Here is a 19,032-nt window from a genome sequence, read left to right as displayed (position 1 = left end):
CGTGCAACGATCCGGCGGTGACCTCATCTGCCGGATCCGCCTCACCCTTCGGCTGGACCTTTCCGTACGCATGGCCGCACACGCCCATCCTGGCCGCCAACGCCGTGTGCACCTCACAGCCGCTGGCCCCCCAAGCGGGTCTTCGGATGCTTGCCGAAGGCGGGAACGCCGTCGACGCCGCTATCGCCACCGCCATCACCCTCACCCTGGTGGAGCCGGTTTCCAACGGCATCGGCTCGGACGCCTTCGCCATCGTCTGGGACGGCCAACAGCTGCATGGGCTCAACGCATCCGGCCGCTCGCCTACGGCGTGGACGCCGGAATACTTCTGCGGCAAGGACGTTCCGATACTCGGCTGGAATTCGGTGACCGTGCCGGGCGCCGTATCGGCATGGGTGGACCTGCACGCCAAGTTCGGCAAGCTGCCCTTTGAACGGCTCTTCGGTCCCGCTATCACATACGGCCGCAACGGCTTGCTGGTATCACCAAAGGTATCCGCACAATGGCAGGCTCAAGTGGCCCTGTTCGCGGACCAGCCCGGATTCGCTGAGGCGTTCCTGCCCGGCGGTCGGGCGCCGAAGCCCGGCGAGCTGTTCACCTTTCCCGACCACGCGGACACACTCGAGAAGATCGCCGCCAGCACGGGGGCAGCGTTTTACCGAGGCGAGCTGGCCGACAAGCTGGAAGCGCACGCGAGGGCCAATGACGCAGCGCTGCGCGCCAGCGATTTGGCCGCGCACCGCACCGACTGGGTCGGCACCATCAGCACAAACTACCGCGACTACACCATCCACGAGATTCCACCCAACGGCCAGGGCATCGTGGCGCTAATCGCGCTCGGGATCCTCGACCAGTTCGACATGTCCTGTTATCCAGTCGATTCCGCCGACAGCGTGCACCTGCAGATCGAGGCGCTGAAGCTGGCTTTCAGCGATGCCCAGCACCAGCTGGCCGATATCGACCACATGACGGTGGGGCCCGACCAACTCCTCGACAAGGAATACCTCAGAGGGCGGGCGGCACTGATCGACCTCAAACAGGCAAAGCCAGCTTCGGCCGGGACCCCCAAAGGGGGGACCATCTATCTCACGGCAGCCGATGCCGACGGCTTGATGGTATCGATGATCCAGTCGAACTATATGGGGTTCGGTTCCGGCGTGGTGGTGCCCGGAACAGGGATATCACTGCAAAACAGGGGATCGGGTTTTGTTGCAACACCAGGACACCCGAACCAGGTCGGACCCCGAAAACGCCCCTACCACAACATCACTCCCGGTTTTGTCACCAAGGACGGCGCCCCGGTACTCAGTTTCGGCGTGATGGGCGCCCAGATGCAGCCCCAAGGACATGTACAGATGATGGTCCGCATCGCCGACTACGGCCAGAATCCGCAAGCGGCATGTGACGGTCCCCGATTCCGATGGGTCCAGGGATTGAAAGTCAGCTGTGAGAAGGGCTTTCCACCGTCGACGCTGGACGAGTTGCGCCGCCGTGGCCACGATCTGGTTACCGTCGAGGACTACAACGAGTTCGGTAGCTGCCAAGCGATTTGGCGGCTCGAGCATGGCTACCTGGCCGCCAGTGACCCACGCCCAGGGCTCCGGCGTTGTTGATTAGCAGGCTTGTGAGCTGGGGAATTGTGGATTGAGGAGGTCTAGGCGGCGGTTGGCGGTCAAAGCGGTGATCCGGCAGGCTTCGGCGATGTTGTCGGCGCCGTTGAGGCGGTGCAGATTGATCGCGGTGTTGCGTAGCGTTGCTAGGACCTGTGCGCCGTTTCCGGTATGTGCCCTTTGACGGTCTTCGTCGAAGGTGACGTCGCGTATCCAGTGCAGGCTGTTCTCGATTCCCCAGTGTTGACGCATCCAGGTCATGATCGCGGTAGGGCGGGCGTGCTCGAACGGCAGGCTGCAGATGGCATAGACCACCTCCACGCTGCGCTGGTCGGTGGCGGTGATCAAGCGTTCACGAGTGATCCGGATGATTTGTTTTGCGTAGGGGAAGCCGATTCCTCGTGCAGCGGTGATGATTTGCAGGGTGCGGGTCTCGACACGGCCGTGGCCGCGGGAGTCGTCGGTAGCGGCTGCGGGCACCTCGGCCCAGGGCAGCGCGGTGATACGCGCAAGTATTTTGGCTTGGTTGGACTTGACGATCATCAGGTAGTGCGACTTCAAGGTGGCGCAGATCAACTTCGCGGTGACGACCTGGGTATGCATCGCATCCACGGTGACCAGCCACCGCAAGCTACCCGGCAGCAGCGTGAGCAGGGCACGTACGCAGGGAATTTCATTGCTTTTCTCGGCGACAGCGAGTTGACCGAGCACCAATCGGGCACGGTGGGCGAACACCGACACGAGATGCGTGGCTGTCGCTTTGGCGCGTAAAGCACCACGCAGCATCTTGCCGTCCAACGCGATCGGCACCAATCCACTGGGGTCGCTGCTGGCCACGTGTGCAGTGAAGTAACTGCCCATCCTGGCGTTGAGGTCGGCGGGGTCTAGCCGAGACAAAACAGCGCGGAAGGTCTTCTCACTGGGCCGCCGGAACCGGACCCCTAATTGGGCCAACACATCATCGGGAGCGGTGGCCGCCCATGTGGCAAAACCAGCATAGCCGCGCATCCCCGCGGCAGTGGCCAGAACCGCGATCGCCAACAAAGCCATCAGCGAATACCTCCGACCGCGTGGGCCCCTCGGGTCTGGCACCGAGGCCAACACATCGAGAAACTCCGATCCGATGAGCTCGCTGCGCACACCAGGACTCCAGCGGTCGAACACCTCTGGAACCGACGACACAGGCAATACTGAAACGGTAGGCACGGGCAACTCCAGACCAACGACGAACAGTAACCAACTCGATCGTTCTCCAGATAGCCCGTGCCTACACTCCGGCCCCAATAGCGCGGCACCAAAGATCATCAACCCAGCCCACAAGCCTGCTAATCAACAACGCCGGAGCCCTGCTCCGAACAGGATCGACTCGGTCGGCTCAAGATCGGCGTGGTGGGCCTGAGCGTGGGGCATGCCGTCGCGCACATGCTGGCCACCCAAGGACTGTGCGGCACGCTGCGGCTCGCCGACTTCGATACCCTCGAGGTTTCCAACCTCAACCGGGTACCGGCAACGGTTTTCGACCTGGGAGTGAACAAGGCGACGGTGGCGGCTCGGCGCATCGCCGAACTCGATCCCTACCTCCCCGTGGAGGTCAACACGTCCGGGCTGTCCGCCGCGGCCATGGACGCGTTCCTGGACGGCCTCGACATACTCGTCGAGGAATGCGACTCGCTCGACATGGAGGTTGGGATCCGCCTCGCCGCCCGGGCACGACACATTCCGGTGCTGATGGCAACCAGCGACCGGGGCCTGGTGGACATCGAACGGTTCGACATGGATCCGTCGCGCCCCATCCTGCACGGACTGTTGGGCGATATCGACCTCGACGAGCTGTCGGGCTTGTCCAATCGAGAGAAGCTCCCCTATATCCTCCGGTTGTTCGACATCCAGGGACTATCCACCCGGTCCGCGGCCTCGCTGGTCGAGATCGAGCAAACCCTGGCAACCTGGCCGCAGTTGGCCAGCGAGGTCTCGCTCGGGGCGACCGCGGTCTGTGAAGCCGTGCGCCGCATCGGGTGTAACGAGCCGTTTGCATCGGGCCGGGTGCGCATCGACGTCGGGCAGGCGCTCGATCGGGTTGCCGAACCCGCCCCGCATGACGAATCCAGCCCGTCGGGCGCGGACTGTGCGATAGCCGCCGAACCACCGGAGTCAGCCGCGCACCTCATCGTCGCGGCCGCGGCCAATCGGGCGCCGTCGGCCGCCAATAATCAGCCTTGGCATATCGAGACCGACCCGAATTCGGTGACCATCGAGCTCTCGACCGAGCACGTCGCGACGTTGGACGTCGACTACCGCGCTAGCGCCGTCGCCGTCGGCGCCGCATGGTTCAACGCCCGAGTTGCCGCGGCCAAACACGGAGTACTTGGACCTGCCGACATCTCCGGGCATGGGCATCGACTGTCGGCCGTGGTCAAGCTTGCCGACGGCGGGGACCCCAACCTGGCCCGCCTCTATGAGCCGATGTGGCTGCGGGAAACCAATCGTCATCGGGGTGCCGCTGTCGCACTCGAGGACGGGGTTGCCGCGTCCCTGGAAGCGGTGGCCGCGGCCGAGGGCGCTCGGCTGCAGTTGTTGACCGGTGCAGACGAGATCGCGGACGTGGCGTCGATTTTCGCCGCCTCAGACCGCGTTCGGTACCTGACCCAGCACATGCACGCCGAGATGTTGTCGGAGATCCGTGGGCCAACCACCGATTCCATGGAGTCGGGTATCGACATGCGCAGCCTGGAGATGGACCGCTGGGAGCTGACCGGCTTCAACATCGCCAGACGCCCGGACGTGATACGTAAGCTCGCCGAGTGGGAGGCCGGTGCGGGGCTCGGCAACTACACGCGCGCCCGCATCTGTGCCAGCTCGGGCTTCGGCGTGGTGTCCATTCAAGGCGATACTCTGGCCGACTACGCGCGCGGCGGCTCGGCCATGGAGGCGGTGTGGATCACCGCGCAACACCTCGGATTGGCGGTGCAGCCCCTGGCTCCGGTGTTCCTCTACGCGCGCAACGACGACGAACTACGTGGGTTGTCACCCGATTTCGCCGCGCACCTGGGTTCCCTCCAAGAGCGGCTGCGGGCGCTGACGCACACCAGAGCCGACGAGTCACACGTGCTGTTGTTCAGGTTCTCGCATGCCCCGAAAACATCGGTGCGCAGTCTGCGGCGCAGCCTGGGCACCGTTTCGGCCGCAGCGATGACGGGCTCGGGCTAGTTTCGACCAGCGATTCTTGCGCCGGGTGCTAGCCCTGCCTGGCGACGATCACGGGTGCGCGGACCGCGTGTACCACCGCGGTGCTGACCGACCCGAGCAACATCCCGGAGAATCCTCCGCGCCCATGGCTGCCGACAACCACAAGCTGCGCGGACTCCGCGTGCTCGATCAGGTGCTGGGTGACACGGTTGACCACGACGACTCGACGGACCACCACGTCTGGATAGCGTTCCCGCCAGCCGACCAATCGCTCGGCCAGCGTTTCGTCGGCCGCCGCTTGCAGCTCCGACCACGACGTCCTGGTGGTGCCGGTCCAGTCCCGATTCGTCGCCGCGGGGATCTCGGCATCGGTCCAGGCGTGTAGCGCGACCAGTTCCGCACCCCGCCAGGAGGCCTCGTCGAAAGCGATGGCGGTGGCAAGCTCCGACGCCGGCGAGCCATCGATGCCGACTACAACCGGCCCCTCAACCGGTGGCGGGACTTCGCTGGGTACCACCGCGACCGGGCAGTGGGCGTGATGGACCAGCCCGGTGCTGACCGAGCCCAGCAGCATGCGCTTCACCAACCCCTGACCGCGACTGCCCACCACCACCAGGTCGGCTTTCCTGGACAGCTCGACGAGCGCGGGAACGGGTGACTGCGAACTGAGCTCATGGATGATGCGCAGACGATGATCGCCGGTGGCGTCCTTGACGATCTGCACCGCGTCGGCCAGAACCTGCTGGGCCCGCGTGTCCAGTTGCTGCAGAAGTTCATCGGGAGCCGGGTCACCGAACCATTCGACCTTGGGCGCAGCGTACGGCACGTAGGCCGCAGCATGCAGCACGGTCAGTGCCACGTTGCGCATCGTGGCCTCCTGGACGGCCCATTTCAGCGCCGCATCGGAGCCGGGCGAGCCGTCGATGCCGATGACGATTCCCGGATCCACTACCTCGCCGCCCATTCCGCCGCCTATCCCTTGAAAGCTCCGCTGCCTAGGTTCGACGCTAGAACCCGGTGGCGCGGTCGTCAGGAGGCATTCGTCCCAACCCTTAGGGACCAAACGACCTTTCACTTCGGCCCCGCGATGCCGGCACACCGCGTGACAACGGTGCCGCGAACCAGCGCCACGATGTTGCTCGCTGGTCGTCCGGCTGGCGGCGGCACCCGGCCATCAGGTAAGACTTTTCAATGAACCGGTGATAGCTTCATGGTAAACGAAACGTGAACTGCCTAGACTAATCCCAGGCCAGCGCTGAGCCGGCGCCGGCAACACTGCAATGGACGGCGTGATGGTTGGGTTAGTTCATCAAGACCCCGGCATCGGGTTGACTGCCGGAGAAATATTTGCCGGTTACACCATCCTCCGGTTGCTGAGTTCCGGCGGCATGGGCGAGGTCTACCTCGCCAAGCACCCACGATTGCCCCGCCACGAAGCGCTCAAGGTCCTCGGCGCCGGCGTCTGTGCCGACGACGACTATCGTCGTCGCTTCATCAGGGAGGCCGACGTTGCCGCCGCGCTGTGGCATCCGAACATCGTCCGGGTGAACGACCGGGGCGAACATGCCGGCGCTCTCTGGATCTCGATGGACTACGTCGAGGGAACCGACGCGGCGAGCCTGCTACGGGACCACTACCCGGTCGGCATGCCGGCAGATCAGGTGTCGACAATCATCGCGGCGATCGCCAACGCGCTCGACTACGCGCATCAGCACCATGATCTGCTGCACCGCGACATCAGCCCGGCGAACATCTTGCTCAGCGACCCCGGCGAAGACGGCCAGAGAATCCTGTTGGGCGACTTCGGAATAGCGCGCAACATCGGCGACGCCAGTGGTCTGACCGCCACCAACATGACCATCGGAACGTTCCCCTACGCCACGCCCGAACAGCTGACGGACGAACCGATCGACGGACGTGCCGATCAGTACGCGCTCGCCGCCACCGTCTACCACCTGCTGACCGGGACAACATTGTTCCCGCACACCAACCCGGCCGTGGTGATCAGTCGCCACCTGTCCACCCCGCCACCGGCGCTGGCCCAGACCCGCCCCGAACTCGCGGCCTTCGACCCGGTGCTGGCCGTGGCTCTGGCGAAGAATCCCGCCGATCGATACGCCCGATGCATAGATTTCGCGCACGCGTTCGCGCGGGCCGCCCGCTGTGGCCGGCACCCGAAGTCCTCGGCTTCGACCATGCCGGCACCTCTGGCGAGCAGGCCGGCCAAGGCCACCCCGGCGCCTCGAGCCTTGGCTGACCGCGAAACGCCGCAACGGCGCGGTAGGTGGCGCATCTTCGCGGCAGCATCGACGGTGCTAGCGCTCACTGCCGTCGGCGCCAGTGGCTACTCGATCTCCAATGACACCACTGCCTCTGCGCACAGGACGCTGGCCGCATCCCCGGAACAAGGCCCTCCGCCGTCGCCGATCCAACCGGTGGCACAGCACCCGCCACCGCCGCGGCCTATGCCACCCGTGCCGGCCCCGCACCGAGTCGCGCCGCCACCACAGCGGCCTGCCGAAACCCAGATCATTTCCGCGCCACCGGTTTCCAGAATTCCCGCGCCCGTTGTGGCGCCGCCGGCACCACCACATCCCCCCAGCCCCTACCAGAGTTTCCTGTCCCTGGTGTCAGACATTCCCGGTATCACCGTCACCGACCCCGCAACCGCGGCCGCCACCGGCCGTGCCGTATGCACCAGCCTGCAAAACGGGGGAACCCCCCATGATGCCGCCGCCGCGACCGTGAACAACACCGGAATCACGCCCGCACAGGCGTCCGCCGGCATCAACGCGGCGATCACCGCCTACTGCCCGCAGTACCAGGGATAGGAAAGCCGCCAAAGGGGCATCGCCCGCTCGGGAGGTGGGTTAGCCGCCGACCCTGCCCTGCGCGGCGAGCAGCCCAATGTCATTGCGGAAATGACTGCCCGGCAGACGAATCGACCCCAGAATGCGGTACGCGTCCGCGCGCGCCGCGGCCAGGTCAGCACCGGTTCCCACCGCCGAGAGCACCCTGCCCCCGGATGACACGATCGCCCCGTCGTCGCGGCGTGCCGTGCCCGCATGCAAGATCCCGTCAGCGTCGGCGCCGACGATGACGTCGCCAAGGCGGGGCCGTCCGGGATAGTTCTCCGCGGCCAGTACCACCGCCACCGCGGCACACTCGCGCCAGCGCAGTTCGCCGAATTCGGCCAGCTTTCCGCTACCGGCGGCGTGCAGCAACTGACCGAGCGGTGAGTCCAGCAACGCCAGCACTGCCTGGGTCTCCGGATCACCGAAACGGCAATTGAATTCGACCACCGCCGGCCCCTTCGCGGTGATCGCCAGGCCGGCGTAGAGCAATCCGGAGAACGGGCAACCACGCCGAACTAGCTCGGCCGCAACGGGTTCGATGATCTCGGTGACGACTTGCCGGTAGCTGTCGTCGGGCAGCCAGGGCAGCGGCGCGTAGGCGCCCATTCCTCCGGTGTTGGGGCCGGTATCACCTTCTCCGACCCGCTTGAAGTCCTGCGCCGGTAGCAGCGGCACCACGGTCTCACCGTCGATCACGCAGAACAGCGATACCTCGGGGCCGTCCAGGTACGACTCCAGCAGCACCGGGTGCCCCGCTTCCAGCAGCCCGGCAGCGTGTGCCCGGGCGGCATCACGCTCCGGTGTGACCACCACACCCTTGCCCGCGGCCAGGTGGTCGTCTTTCACCACCCAGGCCGGGTCACCGGCGGGCGGCCCGAATCGATCGAGAGCGGCGTCCAAGCGCGCGGGGTTATCGACCATCTCGCTGCTGGCGGTGCGTACCCCGGCCGCGGCCATCACCTCTTTGGCGAACGCCTTGGATCCCTCGATGCGCGCCGCGTCCTTGCTGGGGCCGAAACACACGATTCCGGCCGCGCGAACGGCGTCGGCCACCCCGAGGACCAGTGGCACCTCCGGGCCGATAACCACCAGGTCGGCGCGCACCTCGCGGGCCAGCACGACGACGTCGTCACCGGAGGTGACATCGACATCGTGTTGCTCGGCCAGCCGGGCGGTGCCCGCGTTCCCGGGAGCGACAACTAGCCCGCTGACCTGCGGGTCGCGGGCGAGTGCCAGCAGTAGAGCATGTTCACGGGCACCGGAGCCGATCACCAGGACGCGCACGGGGCAAGCCTAGCGGGCTCACCCGGCCCGGTACCGTCTCAGTCCGGCTTGCCGCCCGAGTGCATCTTCAACGCGTCGTCGACGTTGCCCTTCTTGTCCTCGCCGGCGCCCTTCGCCGCGGCCTTCTTACGCCGCGCCACCACGGTGTCGACCGCACCATTGAGCCCCGAACCCAGCGGAAACCCGAGGTAGTGGGTGAGGAAGACCGCCATTTCCTTCAGTTCGGCCTCGGTGAGTTCCCCGTTGAGCAGCGCGGCGTTGATCTGGATCTCGGCCAGGTCGCGATTTCCGATCGCCGTCACCGCCGTCAGCGTCATGAGACGTCTGTCGCGCATCGACAGCCCCGGCCGCGTCCAGATCGTGCCGAAGAGGTGATCAACGGTCAGGTCGAAGTACGCGTCACCCTCGATGTTGGGCATCTCCCAGCCGTAGACCTCGTTCATCTTGTCCAGGCCCTTGCGGCGCAGTTCGTCCATTACGCGTCCTTCTGTGTGTGCGGTACCCCAAGACCGGGCGCAAGCCGCTCCAGCGCGAGCCTAGCCAGCGGCAGATCGACCGACAGCGCCTCACCCAACGCCAGCGCCAGCCCCAGATCCTTCTCACCAAGATCGCGGGCGTGCACAAATCCGTCGTACAGAAAATGGCCAGGCTCAAGGTCTTTCGTGTTATCACGGAACATGATCGACCCGGCGCCGCTGGTCAGTTTGTCCGTGTGGCGCACCACGTTGCCCAGATCCTGCAGGTTCACCCCACTTGCCTCGGCCAGCTTCCAGGCCTCGCCGACGGCCGCATAAATGGTGAAGGTCAGCATGTTGCGGGCCAGCTTCATTCGGGTGCCCGCACCGGGCGGGCCGGCATGTACCACCAGCGATGCCCAGCACGAGAACGGCTCTTTGACCCGGGCAAAGACGTCGTCGCCGGCCCCCACCATGGTGGCCAGTTGGCCCTTGCTAGCGGCTCCCGCACCACCGCTGACCGGCGCGTCAATGACGTGAATCCCGCGCGGGCGCAGTTCCCGCGCGAGTTCTTCGGCGGTGGTGTCGCTGATCGTGGAGTGAATCGCAATGATGGTGCCCGCGCGCGCGTGTGCCGCCAGACCGTTCGCACCGGTGATCACCTCACGCACCTGGGCGTCGTTGAGCACGGTCACGCTGATGATGTCGGCGCCGGCGACCTCGGCGACGCTGGCGGCGGCGCTGGCGCCGGCTTCGGCCAACGGCGTCATCGCCTCGGCCCGGACGTCGTAAACCACTAGGCCGCCGGGCCAGTCGAGCAGGCGTTTGGCCATCGGGGCACCCTGGTTGCCCAGACCGATGTACCCGAGTTTCGGGTGCTCAGACATGTGCGCCGCTCCTTGTCATCGCTTGGCTTTGCATCGTCTCCGGTGGCTACGAGCGGATGATCTGGCCGCCATCGACATTGAAGATCTGCCCGGTAATCCAGGAGGCCTGGTCGCCGAGCAAGAACAGGCACATCCCCACCAGGTCCTCGGGAGTCCCCATCCGGCTCAACGGGATCTGCTTGACCATGTCCTTGACGAACTCGCCGGGCGTGACGGTTCTGGTGGCTTCGGTGTCGATCGGTCCCGGCGCGATCGCATTGATCCGGATCTTCATTCCGCCAAGCTCACGGGAAAGCTGTTGGGTAAGCCCGTTGACCCCGACTTTGGCCAAACCATAGAAGTTCGAGTACAGCCACGCCGCCGTCGACGACTGGTTCACGATTGCCCCGCCACCGCGTTTGGCCATGTGCTTGTACACGGCGCGCGTGCACACCAGCACCCCGTCGTGGTTGACGCTCATGAACTTCTTGTAGTAATCCAACGGCACCGTCAGCAGTAGGTCGAGCTTCATGCCGCCGTAGATCGCGGCGTTGTTCACCAGGTAGTCGATGCCGCCGAACTCGCTGACCGTACGATCGGCCATCGCCCTGGCCGACTCCTCATCGGAAACATCCACGGGCACATGAATTGCCGTGCCACCGTCGGCGACAATCTGCTTTGCGGTCTTCTCGGCGGCCTCGGCATTGATGTCGGCGACGACCACGCGCGCACCCTCGCGAGCCAGGGCGTCCGCATACGCCTGGCCAATACCCTGCGCCGCCCCGGTGACGATCGCCACCTTGTTCTCGAACTGTCCCACGCGTTCTCCTCTAGTTCGCCGCAGTCGCAATCAGCTTGGTTTCCAGGTACTCCTCGAATCCGGCGAGGCCCATCTCACGCCCGATCCCGGATTGCTTGTATCCCCCGAACGGCGCATCAGCGCAATACCAAACCCCGCCGTTGACGTTCACGGTGCCCACCCGCAGCCGCGCGGCGACGTCGGCGGCTCGCTGCGGGTCACCGCCATAAACGGTGCCCGACAAGCCATACGGTGAATCGTTGGCGATGCGCACGGCGTCATCGTCACCGTCGTGGGCAAGCACCGTGAGCACCGGACCGAAGATCTCTTCGCGCGCGGGCCGGGCATCGTTGGTCAGACCCGCGATCACCGTGGGCTCGATGAAGTAACCGACCTGCCGGCCGGCCTCCCGCCGCCGCAAGCGAAGGTTCCGCCTTCGGCGATCGCCAAGTCGAGATAACCCTGTACCCGGTCCCGCTGCCGTTGCGAAATCAAAGGACCACAAACCGTTCTGGCATCATCAGGATCGCCGGGCTTGATCGACGACATGGTCCCCGCAGCTATTGCGACGGCCTCGTCGTAGCGGGCACGCGGCACCACCAGCCTGGTGGTGATCGCACACCCCTGCCCGGCATGCATGCTTGCGGTGAAGGCCGATACCGAGCTCGCCGCGGCCAGGTCGGCGTCATCGAGCACGATGAAGGCCGATTTGCCACCCAGCTCCAAGAACATTCTCTTGATGGTGGCCGCCCCATCGGCCATCACACTGCGGCCGGTCGCGGTGGATCCGGTGAACGAAACCATGTCCACGCGAGGGTCTTTGGCCAACAGAGCGCCCAGGCCGTGTTCGCTGGAGGTGACGATGTTGACGACGCCGGGTGGGATGTCGGTGCAATCGGCGATCAGTTCGCCGAGCACCGCCGCGCACCACGGTGTGTCCGGTGCCGGTTTCAGCACGACGGTATTGCCCGCGGCTAGCGCGGGGCCCACCTTGGCGAGGTTGATCTGGTGCGGGAAGTTCCACGGCGTGATGGCGCCAACGACGCCCACCGCCTCGCGAACGACGGTGCGCCGCGTCGGGATGACCATGGGCGCCGCCGCACCGAGATCCTGCTTCCAGGAATAGGATTCGGCGGTGTCGGCAGAAAAGGCCAGGTCATTGACCGGACCCTCCAATTGAGCGGCGGCGGTGAGCATCCGCGGCGCCCCGACTTCGGAGATGGTCAGCGCGCGCAGCTCCTCGATGTGTTCACGCATCGCGTCACGCAGCTGCCGCACGCATCGCACCCGCAATTCGGTTTTGCGCGACCAATCGGTGTCGTCGAATGCGCGGCGCGCGGCCTCGATCGCCCGGTCCATGTCACCCGCATCGGCATCGGCCGCCACGCCGAGCGTTTCCTCGGTGGCCGGGTTGACGGTCGCAAAAGTACCCGCCGCACCCTCGCAGCGCTTGCCATCGATGAACAGTGAGCTGACTCCGTCGGCCAACAGGGCCATCTACCGCTCCCGCCTCCGTGCTGATGAAGGACCAATCTAATGGACAGCTGTCCGATATCGATGGGCCAACCATAGCTTCAAGCGCGGCGACGGTGCAAGGTCCGGCCCCGCCGGCGACCGCCAATCCCCCCGGTTATAGGTGTTAGGACCGCATTTTCAGGCACAGGGGTTGCCCCGCCTCGTAACCATCCTCTAACTTGGACATGTGTCCAGCGATGCACTGGTTACGGTCACCGACCAGCAACAGCACGAGTCCGGAGATCGGCGGCGCAACCGTCGCCAGGAGGAGACCTTTCGCCGGGTGCTGGCAGCTGGCATGGACACCTTGCGGGCGAGCTCCTACCCGGACCTGACAGTCCGGATGGTGGCGGCCCGCGCCGGGGTGTCCCCGGCCACCGCATACATATACCTACTTTTCGTCGAAGAACCACCTGATCGCCGAGGTCTATCTCGACCTGGTGCGCAAGGTCCCCTTCTTCACCGACGTCAACGTCGCGATGCGCGATCGGGTGGTACAGGCGCTGCGGCACCTGGCCCTGGTGGTAGCGGATGAACCCGAGGTGGGGGCCGCGTGCACGGCGGTGCTACTGGGCGGCGGCGCCGACCCCGCGGTGCGCGCCGTGCGCGATCAGATCGGCGCCGAGATCCATCGCCGGATCGCCTCGGCCATCGGTCCTGGGGCGCAACCCGGCACCATCGCGGCGCTCGAAATGGCATTTTTCGGCGCGCTGGTACACGCCGGCAGTGGGGAGTTCACCTATCACGAAGTTGCCGACCGGCTGGCCGACGTCGCGGTACTGATCCTGGTCGGCGCGGGGCAGGCGGCCCCCGGCGACGATTTGGCAGAGCCAGCCGACGAGGCGGGCGAGGACGCATGAGCGTGCACGTTGGGGGGGGACCCGAGCTGGTCCTTGATCCCTATGACTACGACTTCCACGAGGATCCGTATCCGTACTATCGGCGGCTGCGCGACGAGGCCCCGCTCTATCACAACCAGGAGCTCGGGTTCTGGGCGCTGTCCCGGCACCGCGACGTGCACCAGGGATTCCGCAACAGCACCACGCTTTCCAACCGCGACGGAGTTTCGCGGGATCCGGTGTCACGCGGGCCCCATGCCACCAAGACGATGTCATTCTTGGCGATGGACGACCCGGCCCATCTACGGCTGCGCACGCTGGTCTCGAAAGGCTTTACGCCAAGGCGGATTCGCGAGCTGGAGCCGCGGGTGACCGAGCTGGCCGTGGCGCACCTGGACACCATGCTGAACATGGCCGGCGGCTCCCAGACGGTCGACTATGTGGCCGAATTCGCCGGCAAGCTGCCGATGGATGTGATCTCCGAGCTGATGAGCGTTCCGGTCGCCGATCGCGATCAGATCCGGGCGATGGCAGACGGGGTGATGCACCGCGAGGACCGTGTCACGGATGTGCCGGCGTCGGCCATCTAGGCATCGATCAACCTCATCGTCTACTACCAGCAGATGATCGCCGAGCGGCGTAAGAAGCCCTCCGACGATCTGACCTCCGCGCTGCTGGCCGCCGACGTCGACGGCGACCGCCTCACCGACGAAGAAGTGCTCGGTTTCATGTTCTTGATGGTGATCGCCGGAAATGAGACGACGACCAAACTTCTCGCCAATGCCGCGTTTTGGGGCCACAAGAACACCGATCAACTGACACCGATCTACGCCGATCTTTCTCGAGTGCCGCTGTGGGTCGAGGAAACCCTGCGCTATGACACCTCGAGCCAGATCCTGACCCGCACCGTCGTCGGTGAACTCACCCTCTACGACACCACGATCCCCGAGGGGGACGTGGTGCTCCTGTTGCCGGGCTCGGCCCACCGTGACGAGCGGGCATTCCGGGATCCCGACGAGTACCTGATCGGGCGCGAGATCGGCTCGAAGTTGCTGAGTTTCGGTAGTGGCGCGCACTTCTGTCTGGGAGCACATCTGGCTCGGATGGAAGCCCGGGTGGCACTGACCGAACTGTTCAAACGAATCCGTGGCTACCAGGTCGACGAGGGCAACGCCGTGCGGGTCCACTCCAGCAACGTCCGCGGATTCGCTCACCTGCCGATCACCGTGGAGGTCGCCTGATGCCTCGCTTCCAGCCCCACCCGGATCGCCGGCCCGCGATCGTCGCCGGCGCGTCATCGGGAATCGGCGCCGCCACCGCGGTCGAGCTGGCCGCCCATGGCTTTCCGGTTGCGCTGGGCGCGCGGCGGGTGCAGAAGTGTGAAGAGATCGTCGAGAAGATTCGCGCCGATGGCGGCGATGCCGTCGCGCTGGCCCTCGATGTCACTGACGCAGATTCGGTCAAGGATTTCGTGCATCAGGCCACCGAGCGGCTCGGCGACATCGAGGTGCTGGTCGCCGGCGCCGGCGACACCTACTTCGGTCGACTCTACGAAATCGACACCGAGACTTTCGAATCGCAGGTCCAGATCCATTTGATCGGGGCGAACCGGCTGGCCACCGCGGTTCTTCCGGGCATGCTCGAACGCCAACGCCGGGACCTGATCTTCGTGGGTTCGGATGTGGCGCTGCGCCAGCGCCCGCACATGGGTGCCTACGGCGCGGCCAAGGCCGCGCTGGTGGCAATGGTCACCAACCTGCAGATGGAATTGGAGGGCACCGGCCTGCGTGCGTCGATCGTGCATCCCGGCCCGACCAAGACGGCGATGGGCTGGAGCCTGCCGGTCGAGTCGATCGGCCCGGCACTCGAGGACTGGGCCAAATGGGGTCAGGCGCGCCACGACTACTTCCTGCGAGCATCCGATATCGCCCGGGCCATCACATTCGTGGCGGAAACACCCAGGGGTGGGTTCGTGGCCAACATGGAGTTGCAGCCGGAAGCCCCGTTGGCCGCCACCACGAACCGTCAGCAACTCAAAGTCGATGAGAAGGCCAAGGATTCATGACGACAGCGATCGTGCCGCGAGTTTCCGGCGGCGAAGAGGAACACGGACATCTCGAGGAGTTCCGCACCGATCCGATCGGGTTGATGCAGCGGGTGGGCGACGAATGTGGCGACGTTGGCTGGTTCCAGTTGGCCAACAAGCACGTTGTCCTGCTCTCTGGCGCTAAGGCCAATGAATTCTTTTTCCGCTCCAGCGATGAAGAACTCGACCAGGCCGAGGCCTACCCCTTCATGACCCCGATCTTCAGCAAAGGGGTGGTGTTCGACGCCAGCCCCGAGCGGCGCAAGGAGATGCTGCACAACTCGGCATTGCGTGGCGAGCACATGAAAGGGCATGCCACGACCATCGAACGCGAAGTGCATCGGATGATCGAGAATTGGGGCCAGGAAGGCGAAATCGACCTGCTGGAGTTCTTTGCCGAACTGACCATCTACACCTCGACCTCGTGTCTGATCGGCACGAAGTTCCGCAACCAGCTCGACTCCCGGTTCGCGCACTTCTATCACGAGCTCGAGCGCGGCACCGACCCGCTGTGCTACGTGGATCCGTATCTGCCGATCGAAAGTTTCCGTCGGCGAGACGAGACCCAAAAAGGCTTGGTGGCGTTGGTCCAGGACATCATGCACCAGCGGGTCGCCAACCCGCCGACCGACAAGCGTGACCGCGACATGCTCGACGTGCTGGTGTCGATCACCGATGAGCAAGGCAATCCGCGGTTCTGCGCCGATGAGGTGACCGGCATGTTCATCTCGTTGATGTTCGCCGGGCACCACACCAGTTCGGGTACCTCGGCCTGGACGCTGATCGAGCTGCTGCGCCACCCCGACGCGTATGCCGCCGTGATCGATGAGCTCGACGAGCTCTACGCCGACGGCCAGCCGGTGAGTTTCCACGCGCTGCGCCAGATTCCACGGCTGAAGAACGTGTTGAAGGAGACGCTGCGGCTACACCCGCCGTTGATCATCCTGATGCGGGTGGCCAAGGGCGAATTCCAGGTCGAGGGTTACCCGATTCACGAAGGTGAACTGGTTGCGGCTTCACCGGCGATCTCCAACCGGATTGCCGAGGACTTCCCCGATCCGGATGAGTTTGTGCCCGAGCGCTACCAGGAGCCGCGGCAAGAGGATTTGATCAACCGCTGGACCTGGATCCCGTTCGGCGCCGGACGGCATCGCTGCGTGGGTGCGGCATTCGCCACCATGCAAATCAAGGCGATCTTCTCGGTATTGCTGCGCGAGTACGAGTTCGAGATGGCGCAGCCCGCCGACAGCTATCGCAACGACCACTCCAAGATGGTGGTTCAGTTGGCGCGCCCCGCCAGGGTGCGCTACCGCCGCAGAAAATTGAGCGACAACCGGGGCCACTGATGAGCTACCGGATTGAGGCCGACCTGGATCTGTGCCAGGGCCACGCCATGTGCGAATTGGAGGCACCGGACTACTTCCGGGTGCCCAAGCGAGGCAAGGTCGAGATCATCGATCCCGAGCCCCCCCCGAGCAAGCCCGCCCAGAGATAGAGCAGGCGGTGCGAATGTGTCCAACCCAAGCACTATCGATCAAAGCGAAAGAAGACTGAGGACGATGGCGTCGTTCGAACGTAGCGAACTTGAACAGTGGGTGCAGTCCTGGCTTCAGGCCAACAGGGACTGCGAGGCTGCGGGCGACTGGAAGCCACTGGCCGACTTCTACGCCCCCGATGCCACCTACGGATGGAACATCGGCCCGAAGGAAGACGTGATGTGCGTCGGGATCGACGAGATCCGCGACGTCGCGCTCGGGTACGAGATGGAGGGCCTTCAGAACTGGCAGTACCCCTATCAGAAGGTCATCATCGATGACCGGCAGGGCGAGATCGTCGGCTTCTGGAAGCAGGTCGTCACCGACGGCGACGGCGGCCGACAGGAGATCTACGGCATCGGCGGCAGCTGGTTCCGGCTCAACGCGGACAAACTCATCGAGTGGCAGCGCGACTTCTTCGACTTCGGACACGTGCAGGCGCTGTACCTGGATCTGATGAAGGCCGGGAAGCTGGCCGCGGGCATGCAGCGGCGCATCGAGCGCAGCCTCGCCGGTGAGCGGCTTCCCGGCTACTACCCGCTGGGTAAGACGCCCGTCCCGATCTGGTGACCCGGGTACGGCCAGCCGCTCCATGCACCCAACCAAGCATTTGTTTTGTTGCGCGCGCTATGCTGGCCGAAAAGAGTGTCCTGTGGCACTCGTCACTACTGCCTGGGCGTCCGCGTCCGGCAGTTCTGATCAATTCAATGGCGAAATGAGGTCAGGTCCAACGTGAAGACAAAAGGCGCTCTGATCTGGGAGTTCAACCAGCCGTGGTCGGTCGAGGACATCGAAATCGGCGATCCGGTCAAAAACGAGGTCAAGATTCAGATGGAAGCGGCGGGCATGTGCCGCTCCGACAACCACCTGGTCACCGGCGGCATTCCGATGGCGGGTTTCCCGGTCCTGGGCGGACATGAGGGCGCCGGTGTCGTGACCGAGGTCGGCCCCGGTGTGGACGACATCGCCCCCGGCGACCACGTGGTGTTGTCCTTCATCCCGTCCTGCGGCAGATGCACGACCTGTCAGGCCGGCCTGCGCAATCTCTGCGACCTGGGGGCGGGGTTGCTGGCCGGCGCCGCGGTGTCCGACGGCACCTTCCGCATCCAGGCCCGCGGCCAGAACGTCTACCCCATGACCCTGTTGGGCACCTTCTCGCCGTACATGGTGGTACACCGCAGCTCGGTGGTGAAGATCGACCCGGCCATTCCTTTCGAGGTCGCCGCCCTGGTGGGTTGCGGCGTCACCACCGGCTATGGCTCGGCAGTTCGTACCGCCGACGTCCGCCCCGGCGACGACGTCGCCATCGTCGGTCTTGGCGGGGTCGGCATGGCGGCGCTGCAGGGCGCGGTGACCGCCGGCGCCCGCTACATCTTCGCCGTCGAGCCGGTGGAGTGGAAACGCGACCAGGCGCTCAAGTTCGGCGCCACCCATGTCTATCCCGACATGGAGGCGGCGCTCATGGGGATCGCCGAAGTCACCTACGGGCTGATGGCCAAGAAAGTGGTGATCACCGTCGGCGAGTTGCAGGGCTCCGACATCGACACCTACTTGGCGATCACCTCAAAGGGCGGTACCTGCGTGGTCACCGCGATCGGCAGCCTGCTGGACACTCAGGTCAACCTGAACCTGGCAATGCTGACCCTGATGCAGAAGAACTTGCAGGGCACCATCTTCGGCGGCGGTAACCCGCAATACGACATTCCGCAACTGCTGTCGATGTACAAGGCGCGCAAGCTCAACATCGACGACATGATCACCCGCCAGTACCGGCTGGAACAGATCAACGAGGGCTACCAGGACATGATTGACGGCAAGAACATTCGCGGCGTCATCCGCTTCACCGACGCCGACCGGTAGGCCGCTCGGCACGAGGCGCGTGGGCCTGGGTGACCCGCTTTCCGCACCTGTTGGCGCCGGGGCGAATCGGCGCCATGGCGCCGCGCAACCGGCCGGTGAGGTCTGCGACGGAGACGAGGTTCGACACCACCGACGGGCGGCC

12 protein-coding genes and 5 pseudogenes are annotated in these 19,032 nt (G+C 65.2%); 10 read left to right on the top strand and 7 right to left on the bottom strand.

All coding sequences use genetic code 11. The annotated features are described in order from the left end of the window. The first annotated feature begins 17 nt into the window (after positions 1-17). Positions 18-1,613, top strand: a complete 1,596-nt coding sequence (locus SHTP_RS02635; protein ID WP_096369686.1) for a gamma-glutamyltransferase family protein — start codon at positions 18-20, stop codon at positions 1,611-1,613. Here the strand turns inward: SHTP_RS02635 and SHTP_RS02630 are convergent, their stop codons facing one another. Next, positions 1,614-2,816, bottom strand: coding sequence for an ISAs1-like element IS2404/ISMul1 family transposase (locus SHTP_RS02630; protein WP_420872930.1), 1,203 nt, complete (start codon positions 2,814-2,816; stop codon positions 1,614-1,616). A gap of 156 nt (positions 2,817-2,972) precedes the next feature. Between SHTP_RS02630 and SHTP_RS02625 the strand changes: the two are divergent. After that, a pseudogene (locus SHTP_RS02625) lies at positions 2,973-4,817 on the top strand (Rv1355c family protein); the annotation flags it as partial. Positions 4,818-4,845: 28 nt separating this feature from the next. Here SHTP_RS02625 and SHTP_RS02620 read toward each other — a convergent pair. Continuing rightward, entirely contained in the window at positions 4,846-5,760 is a 915-nt protein-coding gene (locus SHTP_RS02620) for a universal stress protein (protein WP_096369684.1), read from the bottom strand. 328 nt (positions 5,761-6,088) lie between these two features. Here SHTP_RS02620 and SHTP_RS02615 point away from each other — a divergent pair, with 328 nt between their 5' ends. Further along, positions 6,089-7,627 carry a serine/threonine-protein kinase gene (locus SHTP_RS02615; RefSeq protein ID WP_197706213.1) on the top strand — a complete coding sequence of 513 codons (1,539 nt, stop codon included), beginning with the start codon at positions 6,089-6,091 and terminating at the stop codon, positions 7,625-7,627. 39 nt (positions 7,628-7,666) lie between these two features. Here SHTP_RS02615 and purD read toward each other — a convergent pair whose 3' ends face one another. The 5 genes and pseudogenes from purD to SHTP_RS02590 form a co-directional block, all read right to left on the bottom strand. Beyond that, positions 7,667-8,935 (bottom strand): phosphoribosylamine--glycine ligase, encoded by a 1,269-nt coding sequence (purD, locus tag SHTP_RS02610; protein WP_096369682.1) that lies wholly within the window; start codon positions 8,933-8,935, stop codon positions 7,667-7,669. 38 nt (positions 8,936-8,973) lie between these two features. Continuing rightward, positions 8,974-9,411 carry a carboxymuconolactone decarboxylase family protein gene (locus SHTP_RS02605; protein ID WP_012396455.1) on the bottom strand — a complete coding sequence of 146 codons (438 nt, stop codon included), beginning with the start codon at positions 9,409-9,411 and terminating at the stop codon, positions 8,974-8,976. After that, entirely contained in the window at positions 9,411-10,277 is an 867-nt protein-coding gene (locus SHTP_RS02600) for an NAD(P)-dependent oxidoreductase (protein WP_012396456.1), read from the bottom strand. The genes SHTP_RS02605 and SHTP_RS02600 overlap by 1 nt, the downstream gene beginning before the upstream one ends. Before the next feature lie 46 nt (positions 10,278-10,323). Further along, a complete protein-coding gene (locus SHTP_RS02595; protein ID WP_012396457.1) occupies positions 10,324-11,076 on the bottom strand; it encodes an SDR family oxidoreductase in 753 nt (250 codons plus the stop codon). Between the two features lie 10 nt (positions 11,077-11,086). Next, positions 11,087-12,552 (bottom strand): annotated as a pseudogene (locus tag SHTP_RS02590) (aldehyde dehydrogenase). 205 nt (positions 12,553-12,757) lie between these two features. Here SHTP_RS02590 and SHTP_RS02585 point away from each other — a divergent pair. The 7 genes and pseudogenes from SHTP_RS02585 (at position 12,758) to SHTP_RS02555 (ending at position 18,890) form a co-directional block, all read left to right on the top strand. Beyond that, positions 12,758-13,430: pseudogene (locus SHTP_RS02585) on the top strand (TetR/AcrR family transcriptional regulator). Further along, positions 13,427-14,650, top strand: a pseudogene (locus SHTP_RS02580) (cytochrome P450). The pseudogenes SHTP_RS02585 and SHTP_RS02580 overlap by 4 nt, the downstream one beginning before the upstream one ends. Continuing rightward, entirely contained in the window at positions 14,650-15,474 is an 825-nt protein-coding gene (locus SHTP_RS02575; RefSeq protein WP_096369681.1) for an SDR family oxidoreductase, read from the top strand. Before SHTP_RS02580 ends, SHTP_RS02575 begins: the two are co-directional and overlap by 1 nt. Then, positions 15,471-16,841, top strand: a complete 1,371-nt coding sequence (locus tag SHTP_RS02570) for a cytochrome P450 (RefSeq protein WP_096369680.1) — start codon at positions 15,471-15,473, stop codon at positions 16,839-16,841. The genes SHTP_RS02575 and SHTP_RS02570 overlap by 4 nt, the downstream gene beginning before the upstream one ends. Next, positions 16,841-17,049, top strand: a pseudogene (locus SHTP_RS02565) (ferredoxin). Before SHTP_RS02570 ends, SHTP_RS02565 begins: the two are co-directional and overlap by 1 nt. Positions 17,050-17,054: 5 nt before the next feature. Continuing rightward, a complete protein-coding gene (locus tag SHTP_RS02560; RefSeq protein WP_096369679.1) occupies positions 17,055-17,600 on the top strand; it encodes a nuclear transport factor 2-like protein in 546 nt (181 codons plus the stop codon). A gap of 162 nt (positions 17,601-17,762) precedes the next feature. Next, positions 17,763-18,890, top strand: a complete 1,128-nt coding sequence (locus SHTP_RS02555) for an NDMA-dependent alcohol dehydrogenase (protein WP_096369678.1) — start codon at positions 17,763-17,765, stop codon at positions 18,888-18,890. Positions 18,891-19,032: the final 142 nt, after the last annotated feature.

Source organism: Mycobacterium ulcerans subsp. shinshuense (genome assembly GCF_002355775.1).
In the GTDB taxonomy this organism is placed as follows: Bacteria; Actinomycetota; Actinomycetes; order Mycobacteriales; family Mycobacteriaceae; genus Mycobacterium; species Mycobacterium marinum.
Note: the sequence above shows the minus strand (reverse complement) of the source record. Positions and strands in the feature narration are given on the sequence as shown.